At 64.2% G+C, this 18,813-nt stretch carries 14 protein-coding genes and 3 tRNA genes; 13 read left to right on the top strand and 4 right to left on the bottom strand.

Annotated elements, in window-relative coordinates; genetic code table 11:
• Positions 1 to 128 precede the first annotated feature (128 nt).
• From clpP to ASC76_RS25510, 6 genes are all read left to right on the top strand, one after another.
• Positions 129 to 755: an ATP-dependent Clp endopeptidase proteolytic subunit ClpP gene (clpP, locus tag ASC76_RS19040; protein WP_056470011.1), complete on the top strand. Its 627-nt coding sequence runs from the start codon at positions 129 to 131 to the stop codon at positions 753 to 755.
• A 136-nt stretch (positions 756 to 891) separates the two neighbouring features.
• Positions 892 to 2,157 (top strand): ATP-dependent Clp protease ATP-binding subunit ClpX, encoded by a 1,266-nt coding sequence (gene clpX / locus ASC76_RS19035; RefSeq protein WP_056470009.1) that lies wholly within the window; start codon positions 892 to 894, stop codon positions 2,155 to 2,157.
• A 115-nt stretch (positions 2,158 to 2,272) separates the two neighbouring features.
• The gene (lon, locus tag ASC76_RS19030) at positions 2,273 to 4,696 is read left to right on the top strand and encodes an endopeptidase La (protein ID WP_056470006.1); all 2,424 of its coding nucleotides are present in this window, start codon (positions 2,273 to 2,275) and stop codon (positions 4,694 to 4,696) included.
• Between the two features lie 82 nt (positions 4,697 to 4,778).
• Positions 4,779 to 4,854, top strand: a tRNA-Gly gene (locus ASC76_RS19025).
• A 73-nt stretch (positions 4,855 to 4,927) separates the two neighbouring features.
• Positions 4,928 to 5,001, top strand: a tRNA-Cys gene (locus tag ASC76_RS19020).
• A 224-nt stretch (positions 5,002 to 5,225) separates the two neighbouring features.
• Entirely contained in the window at positions 5,226 to 5,897 is a 672-nt protein-coding gene (locus tag ASC76_RS25510; RefSeq protein WP_157615831.1) for a hypothetical protein, read from the top strand.
• Positions 5,898 to 5,911: 14 nt separating this feature from the next.
• Here the strand turns inward: ASC76_RS25510 and ASC76_RS19015 are convergent, their stop codons facing one another.
• The 4 genes from ASC76_RS19015 to murI form a co-directional block, all read right to left on the bottom strand.
• Positions 5,912 to 6,469, bottom strand: a complete 558-nt coding sequence (locus tag ASC76_RS19015; protein ID WP_200947175.1) for a Swt1 family HEPN domain-containing protein — start codon at positions 6,467 to 6,469, stop codon at positions 5,912 to 5,914.
• A gap of 34 nt (positions 6,470 to 6,503) precedes the next feature.
• Positions 6,504 to 7,178, bottom strand: a complete 675-nt coding sequence (locus ASC76_RS25505) for a DUF5343 domain-containing protein (RefSeq protein WP_157615829.1) — start codon at positions 7,176 to 7,178, stop codon at positions 6,504 to 6,506.
• 203 nt (positions 7,179 to 7,381) lie between these two features.
• Positions 7,382 to 7,466 (bottom strand) — tRNA-Leu (locus ASC76_RS19010).
• A complete protein-coding gene (gene murI / locus ASC76_RS24870) occupies positions 7,457 to 8,308 on the bottom strand; it encodes a glutamate racemase (protein WP_082549281.1) in 852 nt (283 codons plus the stop codon). The genes ASC76_RS19010 and murI overlap by 10 nt, the downstream gene beginning before the upstream one ends.
• A 147-nt stretch (positions 8,309 to 8,455) precedes the next feature.
• Here murI and ASC76_RS19000 point away from each other — a divergent pair, with 147 nt between their 5' ends.
• From ASC76_RS19000 to lpdA, 7 genes are all read left to right on the top strand, one after another.
• Positions 8,456 to 9,205: an electron transfer flavoprotein subunit beta/FixA family protein gene (locus ASC76_RS19000; RefSeq protein ID WP_056469995.1), complete on the top strand. Its 750-nt coding sequence runs from the start codon at positions 8,456 to 8,458 to the stop codon at positions 9,203 to 9,205.
• A gap of 1 nt (position 9,206) precedes the next feature.
• On the top strand, positions 9,207 to 10,142 hold the full coding sequence (locus ASC76_RS18995; protein ID WP_056469994.1) for an electron transfer flavoprotein subunit alpha/FixB family protein: 936 nt from the start codon (positions 9,207 to 9,209) through the stop codon (positions 10,140 to 10,142).
• 78 nt (positions 10,143 to 10,220) lie between these two features.
• Positions 10,221 to 12,014, top strand: coding sequence for an acyl-CoA dehydrogenase (locus ASC76_RS18990; RefSeq protein WP_056469991.1), 1,794 nt, complete (start codon positions 10,221 to 10,223; stop codon positions 12,012 to 12,014).
• A gap of 35 nt (positions 12,015 to 12,049) precedes the next feature.
• On the top strand, positions 12,050 to 13,003 hold the full coding sequence (locus ASC76_RS18985; protein WP_056469988.1) for a nitronate monooxygenase family protein: 954 nt from the start codon (positions 12,050 to 12,052) through the stop codon (positions 13,001 to 13,003).
• Between the two features lie 171 nt (positions 13,004 to 13,174).
• Complete coding sequence (locus ASC76_RS18980; protein WP_056471132.1) at positions 13,175 to 16,033, top strand: 2-oxoglutarate dehydrogenase E1 component; 2,859 nt, start codon at positions 13,175 to 13,177, stop codon at positions 16,031 to 16,033.
• Between the two features lie 47 nt (positions 16,034 to 16,080).
• Complete coding sequence (gene odhB, locus ASC76_RS18975) at positions 16,081 to 17,364, top strand: 2-oxoglutarate dehydrogenase complex dihydrolipoyllysine-residue succinyltransferase (RefSeq protein WP_056469984.1); 1,284 nt, start codon at positions 16,081 to 16,083, stop codon at positions 17,362 to 17,364.
• A gap of 16 nt (positions 17,365 to 17,380) precedes the next feature.
• On the top strand, positions 17,381 to 18,808 hold the full coding sequence (lpdA, locus tag ASC76_RS18970; RefSeq protein WP_056469983.1) for a dihydrolipoyl dehydrogenase: 1,428 nt from the start codon (positions 17,381 to 17,383) through the stop codon (positions 18,806 to 18,808).
• The last annotated feature ends 5 nt before the right edge of the window (positions 18,809 to 18,813 follow it).

Genomic DNA, 18,813 nt, shown 5'->3' with positions numbered 1-18,813 from the left:
TCCGAATCCCTCCGAGGGCGCGGCCGCGAGGTCGGCGCCCTTTTTCGTGCCCGGGCCGAATCTGCCGCGTCGACCTTGTGGCGACATAATCGGCCCCAACATCTGCGGAATCCCTTTGAAGGAGTGCCATGAGCGCGCTTGAAACCACCGGCCTGGGCATGGTTCCCATGGTCATCGAAACCTCCGGCCGCGGCGAGCGGGCCTACGACATCTACAGCCGCATGCTGCGCGAGCGGGTCATCTTCCTGGTCGGGCCGGTCAACGACCAGACCGCGAACCTGGTCGTGGCGCAGCTGCTGTTCCTGGAGTCGGAGAACCCGGACAAGGACATCTCGCTGTACATCAACTCGCCGGGCGGCTCGGTCAGCGCCGGCCTGTCGATCTTCGACACGATGCAGTTCATCAAGCCCGACGTCTCGACGCTGTGCATGGGCATCGCCGCCAGCATGGGCTCGTTCCTGCTGATGGCCGGTGCCAAGGGCAAGCGCATGGCGCTGCCGAACTCGCGCGTGATGATCCACCAGCCTTCTGGCGGCGCGCAGGGCCAGGCGACCGACATCGAGATCCACGCCCGCGAGATCCTGAAGACGCGCGAGCAGTTGAACAAGATCTACGCCGAGCGCACCGGCCAGACGATCGAGAAGATCCGCTCGGACATGGAGCGCGACATGTTCATGGACCCGACCGAGGCGAAGGCCTACGGCCTGATCGACCAGGTGCTGGAGCACCGCGCGACGCCGCCGAACGCGGGCTGACGCCCGCGACCGGCGAGAAGCCGGCGCGGTGCCAGCAACAACACGGAAAACGGGGCCTTTTTCACTGTGAAGGCCCCGATTTCTTTTGAACTATCATTGGCCAGTCCCTTCCCCTACGCCTCGACAAATCCACTCTATGGCTGACAAAAAAGGCGCCTCCAGCGAGAAGGTCCTGTACTGCTCGTTTTGCGGCAAGAGCCAGCATGAGGTGAAGAAGCTCATCGCCGGCCCGAGCGTGTTCATCTGCGACGAATGCATCGAGCTGTGCAACGACATCATCCGTGATGAAGTGCCTGCCGAAGGCGCCGATCCGAAGGCCGCCAAATCCGACCTGCCGGTGCCCAGCGAGATCAAGGCCAGCCTCGATCAGTACGTGATCGGGCAGGACGTGGCCAAGCGCACCCTGTCGGTGGCCGTCTACAACCACTACAAGCGGCTCAAGCACATGAGCCGCACGAAGGACGAGATCGAACTCGCCAAGAGCAACATCCTGCTGATCGGGCCCACCGGCTCGGGCAAGACGCTGCTGGCGCAGACCCTCGCGCGGCTCCTGAACGTGCCGTTCGTGATCGCCGATGCGACCACGCTGACCGAAGCCGGGTATGTCGGCGAGGACGTCGAGAACATCATCCAGAAGCTGCTTCAGAACTGCGGCTACGACGTCGACAAGGCGCAGCGCGGCATCGTCTACATCGACGAGATCGACAAGATCAGCCGCAAGGCCGACAACCCCAGCATCACGCGTGACGTGTCGGGCGAGGGCGTGCAGCAGGCACTGCTCAAGCTCGTCGAGGGCACGATGGCGAGCGTGCCGCCGCAGGGCGGGCGCAAGCACCCGAATCAGGACTTTTTGCAGATCGACACGACCAACATCCTGTTCATCTGCGGCGGCGCGTTCGACGGGCTCGAAAAGGTCATCCAGAACCGCTCAGAGAAGTCGGGCATCGGTTTCGGTGCGACGGTGCACGGCAAGAGCGAGAAGCGCGTCTCCGAGGTGTTCCGCGATGTCGAGCCCGAAGACCTGATCAAGTTCGGCCTCATCCCCGAGCTGGTCGGCCGCCTGCCGGTGGTCGCCACGCTCGGCGAGCTGACCGACGACGCGCTGGTGCGCATCCTGACCGAGCCGAAGAACGCGCTGGTCAAGCAGTACCAGAAGCTGTTCGCGATGGACGGCGTCGAACTCGAGATCCGCCCGTCGGCGCTCCAGGCGATCGCCCGCAAGGCGCTGGCGCGCAAGATCGGCGCTCGCGGCCTGCGCTCGATCATGGAGCAGTCGCTGATCGACACGATGTTCGACCTGCCCACGCTCGACGGCGTGGCCAAGGTGGTGTTGGACGAGCACACGATCGAAGACGACGCGAAACCGCTGCTCGTCTACCGAGAGCAGAAGGCGAGTGCCTAGCGAGTCGCCGCCTGCGATCAGTCCGGGTTCGCCGCGAGGGCAGTGCATGCCGCGCGGCGTCTTGCAAATGAAGGCTCGAGCCCTCAGATCGGCTTGAGAAAGAGAGGAACACCCCATGTCCGGACACCCCATCCTGCCCGCCGAAGAGATCACCCTGCCGCTGCTCCCGCTGCGCGACGTGGTCGTCTTCCCCCACATGGTGATCCCGCTGTTCGTGGGTCGCCCCAAGTCGATCAAGGCGCTCGAGGTCGCGATGGAAGCCGGCCGCCAGATCATGCTGGTCGCCCAGAAGGCCGCCGGAAAGGACGAGCCCAAGCCCGACGACATGTTCGAAGTCGGCTGCGTCTCGTCGATCCTGCAGATGCTGAAGCTGCCCGACGGCACCGTGAAGGTGCTGGTCGAAGGCATCCAGCGCGCCAACACCCACCGCATCAGCGACAACGGCGAGTATTTCGTCGCCGACGTGACGCCGGTGCCGCCCGAGGCCGACACCAAGCCGGAGATCGAGGCCCTTCGCCGCGCCGTGACGCAACAGTTCGACCAGTACGTCAAGCTCAACAAGAAGATTCCGCCCGAGATCCTGACCTCGATCGCCGGGATCGACGATGCCGGCCGGCTGGCCGACACGATCGCGGCCCACCTGCCGCTGAAGCTCGAGAACAAGCAGTCGGTGCTCGACCTCTACGCGGTCGACAAGCGGCTCGAGAAGCTGCTCGAGCAGCTCGAGCATGAAGTCGACATCCTGCAGGTCGAGAAGCGCATCCGTGGCCGCGTCAAGCGCCAGATGGAGAAGAGCCAGCGCGAGTACTACCTGAACGAGCAGGTCAAGGCGATCCAGAAGGAGCTCGGCGACGGCGAAGACGGCGCCGACATGGAAGAGCTCGAGAAGAAGATCATTGCCGCGAAGATGCCGAAGGACGCGCGCAAGAAGGTCGACGCCGAGTTCAAGAAGCTCAAGCTGATGTCGCCGATGTCCGCCGAGGCGACCGTCGTGCGCAACTACATCGACACGCTGGTCAATCTGCCGTGGGCGAAGAAGACCAAGATCAAGCACGACCTGGCGTTCGCCGAGGCCGTTCTGAACGAAGACCACTACGGCCTCGACAAGGTCAAGGACCGCATTCTCGAGTACCTCGCGGTGCAGCAGCGGGTCGACAAGGTCAAGTCGCCGATCTTGTGCCTGGTCGGCCCTCCGGGTGTCGGCAAGACCTCGCTCGGCCAGAGCGTGGCGCGCGCGACCGGGCGCAAGTTCGTCCGCATGGCGCTGGGCGGCGTGCGCGACGAGGCCGAAATTCGTGGACACAGAAGGACCTATATTGGCTCGATGCCGGGCAAGGTGCTGCAGAGCCTGACCAAGGTCGGCACGAAGAACCCGCTGTTCCTGCTCGACGAGATCGACAAGCTGGGCATGGACTTCCGCGGCGACCCGTCGAGCGCGCTGCTCGAAGTGCTCGATCCGGAGCAGAACCACACGTTCAGCGACCACTATGTCGAGGTCGATTTCGACCTGAGCGACACGATGTTCATCGCGACCTCGAACTCGATGAACATCCCGCCGGCGCTGCTTGACCGGATGGAAGTGATCCGCCTGTCGGGCTACACCGAAGACGAGAAGCTGAACATCGCGCTGAAGTACCTCGCGCCGAAGCAGGCGAAGAACAACGGCGTGAAGGACGAGGAGATGGAGCTCACCGAATCGGCGGTGCGCGGCATCATCCGCTACTACACCCGCGAAGCCGGCGTGCGTTCGCTCGAGCGCGAGATCAGCAAGATCTGCCGCAAGGTGGTCAAGTCGATCCAGCTGAAGCAGGTGACGGACAAGGTCGTCGTGACCGAGGACAACCTCAACGACTATCTGGGCGTGCGCAAGTACGACTACGGCCAGGCCGAGAAGAAGAACCAGGTCGGGCAGGTCGTCGGTCTCGCGTGGACCGAAGTCGGCGGCGATCTGCTGACGATCGAGGCGGCCGTGATGCCTGGCAAGGGCAACATCATCCGCACCGGCCAACTCGGCGACGTGATGAAGGAATCGGTCGAGGCCGCACGTTCCGTCGTGCGCAGCCGCGCACGACGCCTGGGCATCAAGGACGAGATGTTCGAGAAGCGCGACGTGCACATCCACGTGCCTGATGGCGCGACGCCGAAGGACGGCCCGAGCGCGGGCGCCGCGATGACGACGGCCTTCGTGTCGGCGCTGACCGGCATCCCGGTCAAGGCCAATGTCGCGATGACCGGCGAGATCACGTTGCGCGGTGAGGTGACGGCGATCGGCGGATTGAAGGAGAAGCTGCTCGCGGCGCATCGCGGCGGCATCACCACCGTGATCATTCCGGAAGAGAACGTCAAGGACCTGCAGGACATTCCTGAGAACGTGAAGAACAAGCTCGAGATCGTGCCCGTCAAGTGGATCGATCGTGTGCTCGAGGTCGCGTTGGAGCGGGTGCCGGAAGCCTTGCCGGAGGAGGAAGCGGCGAAGCCCGCCGAAGAGGCGGCCAAGCCCGCGGTGCCCCCGGCCGGGTCCGAACTGCTGACGCACTGAACTTTGTTCGAGCCGGCTTGCAGAGCCGGCATTTCTCAGCCTATAATGCGGGCTCTGCAGATATTCGAAGTCCGCAGAAAATGCGGGAGTAGCTCAGTTGGTAGAGCGCAACCTTGCCAAGGTTGAGGTCGAGAGTTCGAGACTCTTCTCCCGCTCCAAACTCGAAGAAAAAGGGAAGCCGAGCGCTTCCCTTTTTCTTGTCTAGAATTCCGAGGGATCGGAACAAGAAACGGCGCGATAGCAAAGCGGTTATGCCCCGGATTGCAAATCCGGTCAGAGCGGTTCGACTCCGCTTCGCGCCTCCATTTTTCTTTGTAAATCAAAGACTTAGATGCCTCGGGCTCCCGAGGCGTTGTTCTTCCTACCGTGCAGGTAGCGTCAAAGACTGCTCCAAATGGCTCCAAAACCGATCACCCGAACTCGCTTAATCGGACTGTGGATTGCCATAAATAAAATATAAGAACCCAACTACATAGCTCCGGGCTATGCCTGCTTACAATTTGAAGCCGCCGTTTGGTTTTGACACATATTGAAGAAATGCACACACTACGAAAAGGCGTTGATGGGAGTGAGTGTGAGTCTTCTCGGAATCTATACCTCGTTGCAGTCAAGCGAGATCACCTTTGAGGAAGCTGCCAAACGGTTCGGCCTGACCGAGACGGACCTAAGGTTCCGTTTAACTGTATGGGGACGTCGCTTGCCGCGACTGCTAAAGGTGCTAGACAAGATTTGTGCAGACACCGTCTCGCGTGCGGAAGCTGCAGAGCAGCTTGGTGTGTCGCCACGTCAAGTCAACAAACTTCAAGAGTCATGGAATGTCCTGCGCCCGATCAAAGCCTATCGGATCGACAGGGCTGCGACAAAGATCAAATGGGAACTCCACAAGAAGTGCGCCATCGAGGTGATCGATGGGTCTTCAAACTTTATCTCGGCTGCCGAGAGTGCTCAACTGTCACCCCGGCAGATGAGGCGCCGGGTCGCAACCTTGCTGCTCGATCACTCCCAAATGTCATACAAGGACCTAAAGTCCCTCTCTGCGTCGAAACGGAGGCGGATCGCTGATCACATTGAAGTCGCTGAAAATTTTGAGCTGTGCGAGCAGGCTGACATGCGATTAATCGCCAGCGGAAAAGTCTCGCTAAGGGACGTTGCCTTCAAGAAGGTTCTGTCTACAGACGAGAGGCGAAAGACCGCAGAGTAGAGAGCGTTCACGTCTCACTCCATCAAGCGAAACCAGTCTCGCACAGTCAATTGGAGTCTCAGCTGCTCATCCTCCGCCAACGGACAGCAATGCGCGATTGGGTTTCGAAGCGTGTTGAGACTGGACATCACTTTTTCGACAGCTCGGCGGCTACTAAATATCCCGCCAAAGATGTCCCAATTGGATGTAATGATCACAGCCAGTTCGCCAAACGTGCTGTAGTCGAGTTCAGCGTCAGACCTTCTGGTGACGCCGGCATCGACTTCTTTTTGGATTCGAGCAGTGATTTCCGCACGAACGTTCTGTGGCACCCTTGTTGAGGCCCACCAATCCGCTGTCTTTTCGGCGGACTCGATTGTCTCGGAGACAAGTTCACGAATTGTCTTTTCCAAGCAATAGAAGACTTCATAGTGCCCACTCATCTCGGCCGCCTCACGTCTCACCTGCGCATTGAACTGCGGGTAGTAGACGGCCTCGACCGTTGCAGGCGGTGTGGGAGGTAAGTGCCCGAGATCGATGTCCTGAGTCGACGCGATGCGACTGAGGTCTTCGGTGACCATTTGGTTGGTCATTCCGAAAGCCTTTATGCGACTAAGAACTTGGGCCTTAGTCATTGTCGGAGAGCAAATGCTCTTTGAGGCTGCGGAAGATTGCGTTAAACACGGCCACGTCGGACGTGGCCGGCAAGTTCAAGTTGATCGTATAAGAGAGGTTGAGACCCACCCTTGTAGCCACGCTCTTAGACTCGCCTGACTCTTGAGGACCATCATGCGGTCGCGTGGGATTTACGATTTGTCGAAGTCCCTCAAGTGACTCGGCCTCATCGGTTCTCGGAGCGTCTGCGACCGGAGTGCCATCAAACTGGGCATATGAGAGCAAGACCTTGAGAGTGCTGAACGTCAACTTTGCTGCCGAGTTGTCAGATGCAGCGCCGGTGACCTGGAAGATCAGATTCCGCAGCTCCTGATCTTGCAGCTTGTAGAAGGTTTCGTTGACTTGGGCAAGCGGTCGGTAGCCATTTAAGACGGCTGCAGCCGCAGCCGCTCCACCTTTCGATGGATTCCGAAAGCTCTTGTAGATGTCGGTCGGCGTGCCGTCGCTTGCTACGAAGCCGATCTTCTTTAGGTAGGGTATGACCGCCGAGCCGGTCCCACCCTTTAGATTTAGCGCGCCATTGACGAAATCGCCTGTGACGCGATCAGGGGTGGCGGCGGTTCTGAGGCGGTCAAGTATGGTCTTGAGTGACCCCGGACGATAAAGGTAGGGGAGGTGTGCCGGCATCTCGATGCATTCCTTAAATCTAGTGCGGTGACGGAATGTATCGCGCCTTTGGACACGTCGGTATTGCGATCGGTTTTAGGTAACCTGTTGATCTACAAGGGCTTCACAGGATTGCAAATCCGGTCAGTCCGGTTCGACTCCGGATCGCGCCTCCAAACGAAAAAGCCTCGCAGCGATGCGAGGCTTTTGTCGTTGTGGCGACCTGGTGCCCGGGGCGGGAATCGAACCCGCACACCTTTCGGTCGCGAATTTTAAGTCCGCTACGTCTACCAATTTCGTCACCCGGGCAGTTGGCACGGGATGATAGTCAGAACTTCGACCGGGGTCTGTTCCAGGCCCGGGCATCGAGGCAGCAACCGCGCCATGGTGTCGCTCGCGCCGGTGCTGACGACGCGCACGTGCGGCGTCGCGTCGAACACGGGCTCCGTCCCGTCCCAAAGCGAGGCCGTGCGCTCGGCGATGGCGCTTGCCGTATCGACCACCGTGATGTCGGGCCCGAGCAACTCGCGAATCGTCGGTTCCACGAACGGATAGTGCGTGCAACCGAGTACGACCGTGTCGACCCGTTCGGCGCGCACCGCTTCGCAGTACGGCGCCAGCGCTTCAACCAACGCGGCGCCATCCAGCACGCCGCGCTCGATCGCATCGGCGAGCCCGGGACACGCCTGAACGTGCACATGGGCGTCGCCGGCGTAGCGAGCGACCAGATGACGCAGCCGCGCGCTGCCCGCCGTGGCCACTGTGGCCATCACGGCGATCCGTCGCGTGCGCGACCGGGCCGCGGCCGGCTTCACGCCCGGCTCGACGCCGACGAACACGATCGTCGGCCAGCGCGCGCGCAGCGCCTCGATCGCCAGCACCGTCGCGGTGTTGCAGGCCACGACGATCATCGTCGCGCCTTGTGCGATCAGCCAGGCGACGAGGCGCGAGCTGCGCTCCACGACGAACTCGCCAGGGCGATCGCCGTAAGGCGCGCACGCGACATCGCCCACGTAGAGCATCGATGCATCGGGCAGGCGCTCGCGCAGGGCGCGAAGGATGGACAGGCCGCCGACGCCCGAGTCGAAAACACCGATGCAGGGCCCGCGAAAGGCGGCATCGATCTCGAACAATTCCTGAGCGTCGGTCATGGATGCCGGCAGTCTAGACGCGACTTCGGTCTAAAATAGCACGATCGTTCGTTTTTATGGGCTGGCGTCACCTTGGCGGCAGGGAGCCGACACCTCGCCAACTAGAATGCGCCCAACCCGGAATCCCGCTTTCAGGAGACAGCTGCAATGAAAATCCTCGTCCCGGTCAAACGCGTCGTCGACTACAACGTCAAGGTGCGCGTCAAGAGCGACGGCACCGGCGTGGACATCGCCAACGTCAAGATGAGCATGAACCCGTTCGACGAGATCGCCGTCGAAGAGGCGGTGCGGCTCAAGGAGAAGGGCATCGTCACCGAGGTGATCGCTGTCTCTTGCGGTGTCACCCAGTGCCAGGAGACGCTGCGCACCGCGATGGCGATCGGCGCCGACCGCGCGATCCTGGTCGAGACCAGCGACGAACTGCAGCCGCTGACCGTCGCCAAGCTGCTCAAGGCGCTGGTCGACAAGGAACAGCCCGGCCTCGTGATCCTCGGCAAGCAGGCCATCGACGACGACTGCAACCAGACCGGCCAGATGCTCGCCGCGCTCGCCGACCTGCCGCAGGCCACGTTCGCCTCCAAGGTCGAACTGGCGGCGGACTCCGTCAGCGTCACCCGGGAAGTGGACGGCGGTGCCGAAACCCTGAAGCTCGGGCTGCCGGCGATCATCACGACCGACCTGCGCCTGAACGAGCCGCGCTACGTCACGCTGCCCAACATCATGAAGGCGAAGAAGAAGACGCTCGAGGTGCTCAAGCCGTCCGACCTGGGCGTCGAGATGAAGGCGCACCTGAAGACCCTCAAGGTCAGCGACCCGCCCAAGCGCAGCGCCGGCATCAAGGTGCCCGACGTGGCCACGCTGGTCTCCAAACTGAAGAACGACGCGAAGGTGATCTGAGATGGCTGCCCTGGTTATTGCTGAACACGACAACGCCACCGTCAAGGGGGCGACCCTCAACACCGTGACTGCTGCCATGCAGTGCGGCGGCGATGTCCACGTGCTGATCGCCGGCGCCAACGCCGCCGCCGCGGCGCAGGCCGCGAGCCAGATCGCCGGCGTGGCCAAGGTGCTGCACGCCGACGCCGCGTATTTCGAACACGGCCTGGCCGAGAACATCGCCGCGCAAGTGCTGGCGCTTGCGAAGGACTACAGCCACATCCTGTTCCCGGCCACCGCCGCCGGCAAGAACGTGGCGCCGCGTGTGGCGGCCAAGCTCGACGTCGGTCAGATCTCCGACATCACCAAGGTCGACGCGGCCGACACTTTCGAGCGCCCGATCTACGCCGGCAACGCGATCGCCACAGTGCAGAGTCTGGACGCGATCAAGGTGATCACCGTGCGCACCACCGGCTTCGACCCGGCCGCGGCGACCGGCGGCAGCGCCGCGGTCGAGACGCTCACGGCCACGGCCGACGCCGGCAAGTCGAGTTTTGTCGGCAGCGAGATCGCCAAGAACGACCGCCCCGAGCTGACCGCCGCCAAGATCATCGTCTCAGGCGGCCGGGCGATGGGCAGCAGCGAGAAGTTCAACGAGGTGCTGACGCCGCTGGCGGACAAGCTCGGTGCCGCGCTCGGCGCGAGCCGGGCGGCGGTCGACGCGGGCTATGCGCCCAACGACTGGCAGGTCGGTCAGACCGGCAAGATCGTGGCGCCCCAGCTCTACATCGCGGCCGGCATCAGCGGCGCGATCCAGCACCTTGCCGGCATGAAGGACAGCAAGGTGATCGTCGCGATCAACAAGGACCCGGAAGCGCCGATCTTCTCTGTGGCCGATTACGGCCTCGAGGCCGATCTGTTCACCGCCGTGCCCGAACTCGTGAAGGCCCTCGGCTGATCGGCGTTCAGCCGGCAACGCAGACCCCAGGCGCGCAACGCGAGTTGACGCGCCTTTTCTATTCCTGGAGACAAGACCATGACCTACCGCGCCCCCGTCAACGACATGCTGTTCTGCATGAAGGAACTGGCCAACCTCGAAGCCGTCGCGGCGCTGCCGGGTTTCGAGGAGGCCGGCCCGGAGACCGCGCAGGCCGTGCTCGAGGAGTGCGCGAAGTTCAACGAAGGCGTGGTCGCGCCGCTGAACTGGGAAGGCGACAAGAACCCGTCGTCGTGGAAAGACGGCGTCGTCACGACGACACCCGGCTTCAAGCAGGCCTTCCGCCAGTTCGGCGAGGGTGGCTGGCAAGGCCTGCAGCACCCGAGCGACTTCGGCGGCCAGAACCTGCCGAAGACGATCGGTGCCGCCTGCATCGAGATGCTCAACAGCGCGAACCTGAGCTTCGCCCTGTGCCCGCTGCTGACCGACGGCGCGATCGAGGCGCTGCTGACCGCCGGCTCGCCCGAGCAGCAGGCCCTGTACCTGCCGAAGATGATCTCCGGCGAGTGGACCGGCACGATGAACCTGACCGAGCCGCAGGCCGGCTCCGACCTGGCGCTCGTGCGCACCCGCGCCGAGCCGCAACCCGACGGCACGTTCAAGCTCTTCGGCACGAAGATCTTCATCACCTACGGCGAGCACGACATGGCGTCGAACATCGTGCACCTGGTGCTCGCGCGCGTGAGCGGCGCACCCGAGGGCGTGAAGGGAATCAGCCTGTTCATCGTGCCGAAGTTCGTGGTCAACGCCGATGGCTCGCTCGGTGAGCGCAACGACGCGCACTGCGTCAGCATCGAGCACAAGCTCGGGATCAAGGCGAGCCCGACCGCGGTGCTGCAGTTCGGCGACCATGGCGGCGCGGTCGGTCAGCTGATCGGCGAGGAGAACCGCGGCCTCGAGTACATGTTCATCATGATGAACGCGGCGCGCTACGCGGTCGGCATGCAGGGCATCGCGGTGGCCGAGCGCGCCTATCAGAAGGCCGCGACCTTCGCAAAGGAGCGCATCCAGTCGCGCCCGGTCGACGGCTCGCTGCCCGGCAGCGGCCCGATCATCCACCACCCGGACGTCAAGCGCATGCTCATGACGATGCGCGCGTACACCGAAGGCTGCCGCGCGATGGCGATCACCGCGGCGGCCGCGTTCGACGCCTCGCACCACCACCCCGATGCCGAGGTGCGCAAGCAGAACCAGGCCTTCTACGAATTCATGGTGCCGCTCGTGAAGGGCTACAGCACCGAGATGAGCGTCGAGGTCGCGAGCCTGGGCGTGCAGGTGCACGGCGGCATGGGCTTCATCGAGGAGACCGGCGCGGCGCAGTACCTGCGCGATTCGCGCATCCTGCCGATCTACGAAGGCACGACCGCGATCCAGGCGAACGACCTGGTCGGTCGCAAGACCGCGCGCGACGGCGGCCGCACGCCGAAGGCGATCGCGGCGCAGATCGCCGCGACCGAGGCCGACCTCGCGAAGCACACCAGCGCCGCGGCGAAGTCGATGCTGAAGCGGCTCACGGCCGCGCGCATCGCTTTCGAGCAGGCCGTCGACTTCGTCGCCGGAAACACCAAGGCCAGCCCGAACGCCGTCTTCGCCGGCTCGGTGCCCTACCTGATGCTCGCCGGAAACGTGGTCGCCGGATGGCAGATGGCGCGCGCGCTGCTCGTCGCCGAAGACCAACTGGCGAAGGGCGAAGGCGATGCCGCGTTCCTGAAGGCCAAGGTCGCGACCGCGCATTTCTACGCCGAGCACCTGCTGAACAAGGTGCCGGGCGTGCGCGACTCGATCGTCGAGGGCGGCGACAGCGTCACTGCGCTCGCGCTCGACTCGTTCTGAACCTTGCCACCGACTTTTTCCACCGAGACCAGCCCATGTCCCTGCCCGGAGTCCTCGCCACCCTGCCGCTGCCGATCATCGGCGCGCCGCTATTCATCATCAGCAACCCGAAGCTCGTGATCGAGCAATGCAAGGCCGGCGTCGTCGGCTCGATGCCGGCGCTCAACGCGCGCCCGGCCGAACAACTCGACGACTGGCTCGCCGAGATCACCGAGACGCTTGCCGCGTACAACAAGGCGAATCCGGACAAGCCGGCCGCGCCGTTCGCGATCAACCAGATCGTCCACAAGAGCAACGACCGCCTCGATCACGACATGGCGGTATGCGCCAAGTACAAGGTGCCGATCATCATCACCTCGCTGGGCGCGCGCACCGATGTGAATGACGCGGTTCACGCCTGGGGCGGCGTGGTGATGCACGACATCATCAACAACTTCTTTGCGAAGAAGGCGATCGAAAAGGGCGCCGACGGGCTGATCGCCGTCGCGGCGGGTGCCGGCGGCCATGCCGGCGTGAAGAGCCCGTTCGCGCTGATCCAGGAGATCCGCGAGTGGTTCGACGGCCCGGTGGCGCTGAGCGGCTCGATCGCCAGCGGCGGCGCGGTGCTCGCAGCCCAGGCGATGGGCGCCGACTTCGCGTACATCGGCTCGGCCTTCGTCGCGACCGAGGAAGCGCGTGCGGTCGAAGGCTACAAGCAGATGATCGTGGACAGCAGCAGCGATGACATCGTCTACAGCAACCTGTTCACCGGCGTGCACGGCAACTACCTGAAGGGCTCGATCAAGGCGGCCGGCCTGGACCCGGACAACCTGCCCGAGAGCGACCCGAGCAAGATGAACTTCGGCGGCACCGGCGCCAAGGCCTGGAAGGACGTGTGGGGCTGCGGCCAGGGCATCGGTGCGATCAAGAGCGTGCAGCCGGCCGCCGACCTGATCGGTCGCCTGCGGCGCGAGTACCAATCCGCCCGCCAGCGCGTCGCGCTGGCATGAGGGGCAGCGGCGCGGTGGTAAAGTCCTGCGCTTGAACGTTACAGATCCTTCCCGTCCCCTCGGTGCTTTCTGACCGAGGCGGGTCGCTTCTCCGCAAAGTGGTCTAGCCGCGTCGCGGAAGGTTTTTCAACCCACACTCAGCGCCGGAAACCGGTGCGAAAGGTGAGCGAAATGATGCAGGAATCCCGGTCGAACTCGTACCTGTTCGGCGGCAATGCCCCGTACGTCGAAGAGATGTACGAGGCCTACCTCGACAACCCGGGCTCGGTGCCCGAGAACTGGCGCAAGTACTTCGACGCGCTGCAGCACGTGCCGGCGGTCGATGGCACCAACGCCCGCGACGTGGCCCATGCGCCCGTCATCGAATCCTTCTCGCAACGCGCCAAGGCCGGCACCTTCGGCAGCAAGGCCAGCAGCACCGACCTGGCGATCGCGCGCAAGCAGGTCCACGTCCAGTCGCTGATCGCGGCGTACCGCTTCCTCGGTTCGCGCTGGGCCGATCTGGACCCGCTGAAGCGCCAGGAGCGCCCGAAGATCCCCGAGCTCGAGCCAGCGTTTTACGACCTGAGCGAGTCCGACATGGACATCGCGTTCAGCGCCACCAACACCTTCTTCTCGACCGCCGAGAACATGACGCTGCGCGAGATCGTGCAGGCGTTGCGCGAGACCTACTGCGGCTCGATCGGCGCCGAGTACATGCACGTCACCGAGCCGACCGAGAAGCGCTGGTGGCAGGAGCGGCTCGAGTCGATCCGCAGCAAGCCGAACTACAACGCCGAGCAGAAGAAGCACATCCTCGACCGCCTGACCGCGGCCGAAGGTCTCGAGCGCTACCTGCACACCAAGTACGTCGGTCAGAAGCGCTTCTCGCTCGAAGGCGGCGAGAGCTTCATCGTCTCGATGGACGAACTGGTGCAGCGCGCCGGCGCCAAGGGCGTGCAGGAGATCGTGATCGGCATGGCCCACCGCGGCCGCCTGAACGTGCTCGTCAACACCCTCGGCAAGATGCCGAAGGACCTGTTCGCCGAGTTCGACCACACCGCGCCCGAGAACCTGCCGTCCGGCGACGTGAAGTACCACCAGGGCTTCTCGTCCGACATCACCACCGCCGGCGGCCCGGTTCACCTGAGCCTGGCGTTCAACCCGTCGCACCTCGAGATCGTCAACCCGGTGGTCGAAGGCTCGGTCAAGGCCCGCCTCGACCGCCGCGGCGACACCGAAGGCGATTCGGTGCTGCCGATCATCGTCCACGGCGACGCGGCCTTCGCCGGCCAGGGCGTCGTGATGGAGACGCTGGCGCTGGCGCAGACGCGCGGCTACTACACCGGCGGCACGGTCCACATCGTCATCAACAACCAGATCGGCTTCACGACCAGCGACCCGCGCGATTCGCGCTCGACGCTGTACTGCACCGACGTGGTCAAGATGATCGAGGCCCCGGTGCTGCACGTGAACGGCGACGATCCGGAAGCGGTCGTGCTGTGCACCCAGCTCGCGCTCGACTACCGCCAGGAATTCAACAAGGACGTCGTCGTCGACATCGTCTGCTTCCGCAAGCTCGGCCACAACGAGCAGGACACGCCGGCGCTGACCCAGCCGCTGATGTACAAGAAGATCGCCCAGCACCCCGGCACGCGCAAGCTGTACGGCGAGAAGCTGGTGGTCCAGGGCGTGCTGCCGACCGACGGGCCCGATTCGATGGTCAAGGCGCTGCGCGCCGCGATGGACGCGGGCAAGAACACCTACGACCCGGTGCTCACCAACTACAAGAGCAAGTACGCGGTCGACTGGGCGCCGTTCCTCGGCAAGAAGTGGACCGACGCGGCCGACACCGCGCTGCCGCTGTCCGAGATCAAGCGCCTGGCCGAACGCATCACGACCGTCCCGGCCAACTTCAAGGTCCACACGCTGGTCGAGAAGGTGCTGGCCGACCGGGCCGCGATGGGCCGCGGCGAGATCAACGTCGACTGGGGCATGGGCGAGCACCTGGCGTTCGCGTCGCTGGTGGCGAGCGGCTACGCGGTGCGCCTCTCGGGTGAAGACTCGGGTCGCGGCACGTTCACGCACCGCCACGCGGTGCTGCACGACCAGAACCGGGAGAAGTGGGACGTCGGCACCTACAAGCCGCTCGAGCACGTGGCCGATGGCCAGGCGCCGTTCGTCGTGATCGACTCGCTGCTGTCCGAAGAAGCGGTGCTCGGTTTCGAATACGGGTATGCCTCGGCCGAGCCGAACACGCTGGTGATCTGGGAAGCGCAGTTCGGCGACTTCGTCAACGGCGCGCAGGTCGTGATCGACCAGTTCATCGCCTCCGGCGAGGTCAAGTGGGGCCGCGCCAACGGCATCACGCTGATGCTGCCGCACGGCTATGAAGGGCAGGGCCCGGAGCACTCGTCGGCGCGCCTCGAGCGCTTCATGCAGCTGGCCGCCGACAACAACATGCAGATCGTGCAGCCGACGTCGGCGAGCCAGATCTTCCATGTGCTGCGTCGCCAGATGGTGCGCATGTTCCGCAAGCCGCTGATCATCATGACGCCGAAGTCGCTGCTGCGCGCGAAGGACGCGACGTCGCCGCTCGCCGAGTTCACCAAGGGTGAGTTCAAGACCGTGATCGGCGAGGTCAGCGCCGAGGTCGATGCGCAAAAGGTCAAGCGCGTGATCTGCTGCTCCGGCAAGGTCTACTACGACCTCGTCAAGGCCCGCGCCGAGCGCAAGAACGGCGACGTGGCGCTGGTGCGCGTCGAGCAGCTGTACCCGTTCCCGCACAAGGCGTTCGCGGCCGAGATGAAGAAGTACCCGAACGCGACCGAGGTCATGTGGTGCCAGGACGAGCCGCAGAACCAGGGCGCCTGGTTCTTCGTCCAGCACTACATCCACGAGAACATGGTCGACGGGCAGAAACTCGGCTACGCGGGACGCCCCGCCTCGGCGTCCCCCGCCGTCGGCTATGCGCACCTCCACCAGGAACAGCAGAAGGCGCTGCTCGAGCAGGCCTACGGCAAGCTCAAGGGCTTCGTGCTGACCAAGTGATGCTGCGCTGAACCGCGCGCTCCCCAGAACATCGAGAAGAAATCAAAATGGCAATCGTTGAAGTCAAGTGTCCGCAGCTGTCCGAATCCGTCGCCGAAGCGACGCTGCTGCAGTGGAAGAAGCGCCCCGGTGAACGGGTCGAAATGGACGAGATCTTGGTCGAGATCGAAACCGACAAGGTCGTTCTCGAAGTGCCGGCGCCGGCTGCCGGCGTCATGGCGCAACTCGTCAAGAACGACGGCGAGACCTGCATCGCCGACGAAGTGATCGCGAAGATCGATACCGAAGGTACCGAGGCGGTCAGCCCGCTCGACGTCAAGCCCGTCCCGGCGGCCGAGCCCGCCCCGGGCGCGACGCCCGGCGTCACGCCGCCGCCCGTGCTGGATGCGGCGACCAACGCCGCGCCAGCCATGCCGGCCGCCGCGAAGATCATGGCCGACAACCGCATCCCGGCCGGCTCGGTGCCCGGCACCGGCCGCGACGGCCGCGTGACCAAGGGCGACGTGCTGGCCTCGATGGAGGGTGGCGCCAAGCCGGTCGCGATGACGCCGCCGGTCGTGGCCGCGCCGTCGCCCGCGCCGAAGGCGGCGCTGCCCACCGTGGCCGCACCGCCGGCGCAGTCGCTGGGCGAGCGCCCCGAACAGCGCGTGCCGATGAGCCGCCTGCGCGCTCGCATCGCCGAGCGCCTGGTGCAGTCGCAATCGACCAACGCGATCCTCACCACGTTCAACGAAGTGAACATGGCGCCGCTGATGGAAATGCGCAAGCGCTTCCAGGAGAAGTTCGAGAAGGAGCACGGCGTCAAGATCGGCTTCATGAGTTTCTTCGTGAAGGCGGCGGTCGCAGCGCTGAAGAAGTACCCGATCATCAACGCCTCGGTCGACGGCAACGACATCGTCTACCACGGCTACTTCGACATCGGCATCGCGGTCGGCTCGCCGCGCGGTCTGGTCGTGCCGATCCTGCGCAACGCCGACCAGATGAGCTTCGCCGACATCGAGAAGAAGATCGCCGAGTTCGCGAAGAAGGCCGGCGAGGGCAAGCTCTCGCTCGACGACTTGACCGGCGGCACCTTCTCGATCAGCAACGGCGGCACCTTCGGCTCGATGCTGTCGACGCCGATCATCAACCCGCCGCAGTCGGCGATCCTCGGTGTGCACGCGACCAAGGACCGGGCAATGGTCGAGAACGGCCAGGTCGTGGTACGCCCGATGAACTACCTCGCAATGTCGTACGACCACCGCATCATCGACGGCCGCGAAGCCGTGCTGGGCCTGGTGGCGATGAAGGAAGCGCTGGAAGATCCGGCCCGCTTGCTTTTCGACATCTGAACGGCACCTTCGAATCATGAGCAAAGCATTTGATGTGGTCGTCATCGGTGGCGGCCCGGGCGGCTACATCGCGGCCATCCGCGCCGCGCAACTGGGCTTCAACACCGCCTGCGTCGACGAGTGGAAGAACGAGAAGGGGGGGCCGGCACCGGGCGGCACCTGCACCAACGTCGGCTGCATCCCGTCGAAGGCGCTGCTGCAGTCGAGCGAGCACTTCGAGCACGCCGGCCACGGCTTCAAGGACCACGGCATCGGCCTGAGCAACCTGAGCATCGACGTCGCGAAGATGCTGGGTCGCAAGGACACCGTCGTGAAGCAGAACAACGACGGCATCCTCTATCTGTTCAAGAAGAACAAGGTCACGTTCTTCCACGGCCGTGCCTCGTTCACCAAGTCTGGCGGGGGCGTCTACGAGATCGCGGTGGCCGGCGACAAGCCGGATGCACTGACTGCCAAGCACGTGATCGTCGCGACCGGCTCGAACGCTCGCGCCTTGCCCGGCGCCGCGTTCGACGAGACCTCGATCCTGTCGAACGACGGCGCGTTGCGCATTCCGGCGGTGCCCAAGACCCTGGGTGTGATCGGATCGGGCGTGATCGGGCTGGAGATGGGCTCGGTCTGGCGCCGCCTCGGCGCCGACGTGACCGTGCTCGAGGCGCTGCCGACCTTCCTCGGTGCGGTCGACGAGCAGATCGCCAAGGAGGCACACAAGGCGCTGACCAAGCAGGGCCTGAAGATCCAGCTCGGCGTGAAGATCAGCGACGTCAAGTCCGCCAAGAACGGCGTGACGGTCGCCTACACCGACGCGGCCGGCAAAGAGCAGAAGCTGGAATGCGAGAAACTGATCGTCTCGATCGGTCGCGTGCCGAACACGAACGGCCTGAACGCCGAAGCGGTCGGGCTGAAGCTCGACGAACGAGGCTTCATCGCGGTTGACGGCGACTGCAAGACCAATCTGCCCAACGTCTGGGCGATCGGCGACGTCGTGCGCGGCCCGATGCTCGCGCACAAGGCCGAGGAGGAGGGCGTCGCGGTGGCCGAGCGCATCGCCGGCCAGCACCCGCACGTCGATTTCAACACCGTGCCGTGGGTGATCTACACCTCGCCCGAGATCGCCTGGGTCGGCCAGACCGAGCAGCAGCTCAAGGCCGCCGGCCGCGCGTACAAGGCCGGCACGTTCCCGTTCATGGCCAATGGCCGCGCGCGCGCGCTCGGCGACACGACCGGCATGGTGAAGATGATCGCCGACGCCAAGACCGACGAGATTCTCGGCGTGCACATGGTCGGGCCGATGGTCTCGGAGCTGATCGCCGAGGCGGTCGTCGCGATGGAGTTCAAGGCGTCGAGCGAGGACATCGCGCGCATCTGCCACGCGCATCCCAGCCTGAGCGAATCGACCAAGGAAGCCGCGCTCGCGGTGGACAAGCGCACGCTGAACTTCTGACGCGC

The sequence above is a fragment of the Rhizobacter sp. Root404 genome, from assembly GCF_001425865.1.
Classification (GTDB): Bacteria; Pseudomonadota; Gammaproteobacteria; order Burkholderiales; family Burkholderiaceae_C; genus LMDS01.
Note: the sequence above shows the minus strand (reverse complement) of the source record. Positions and strands in the feature narration are given on the sequence as shown.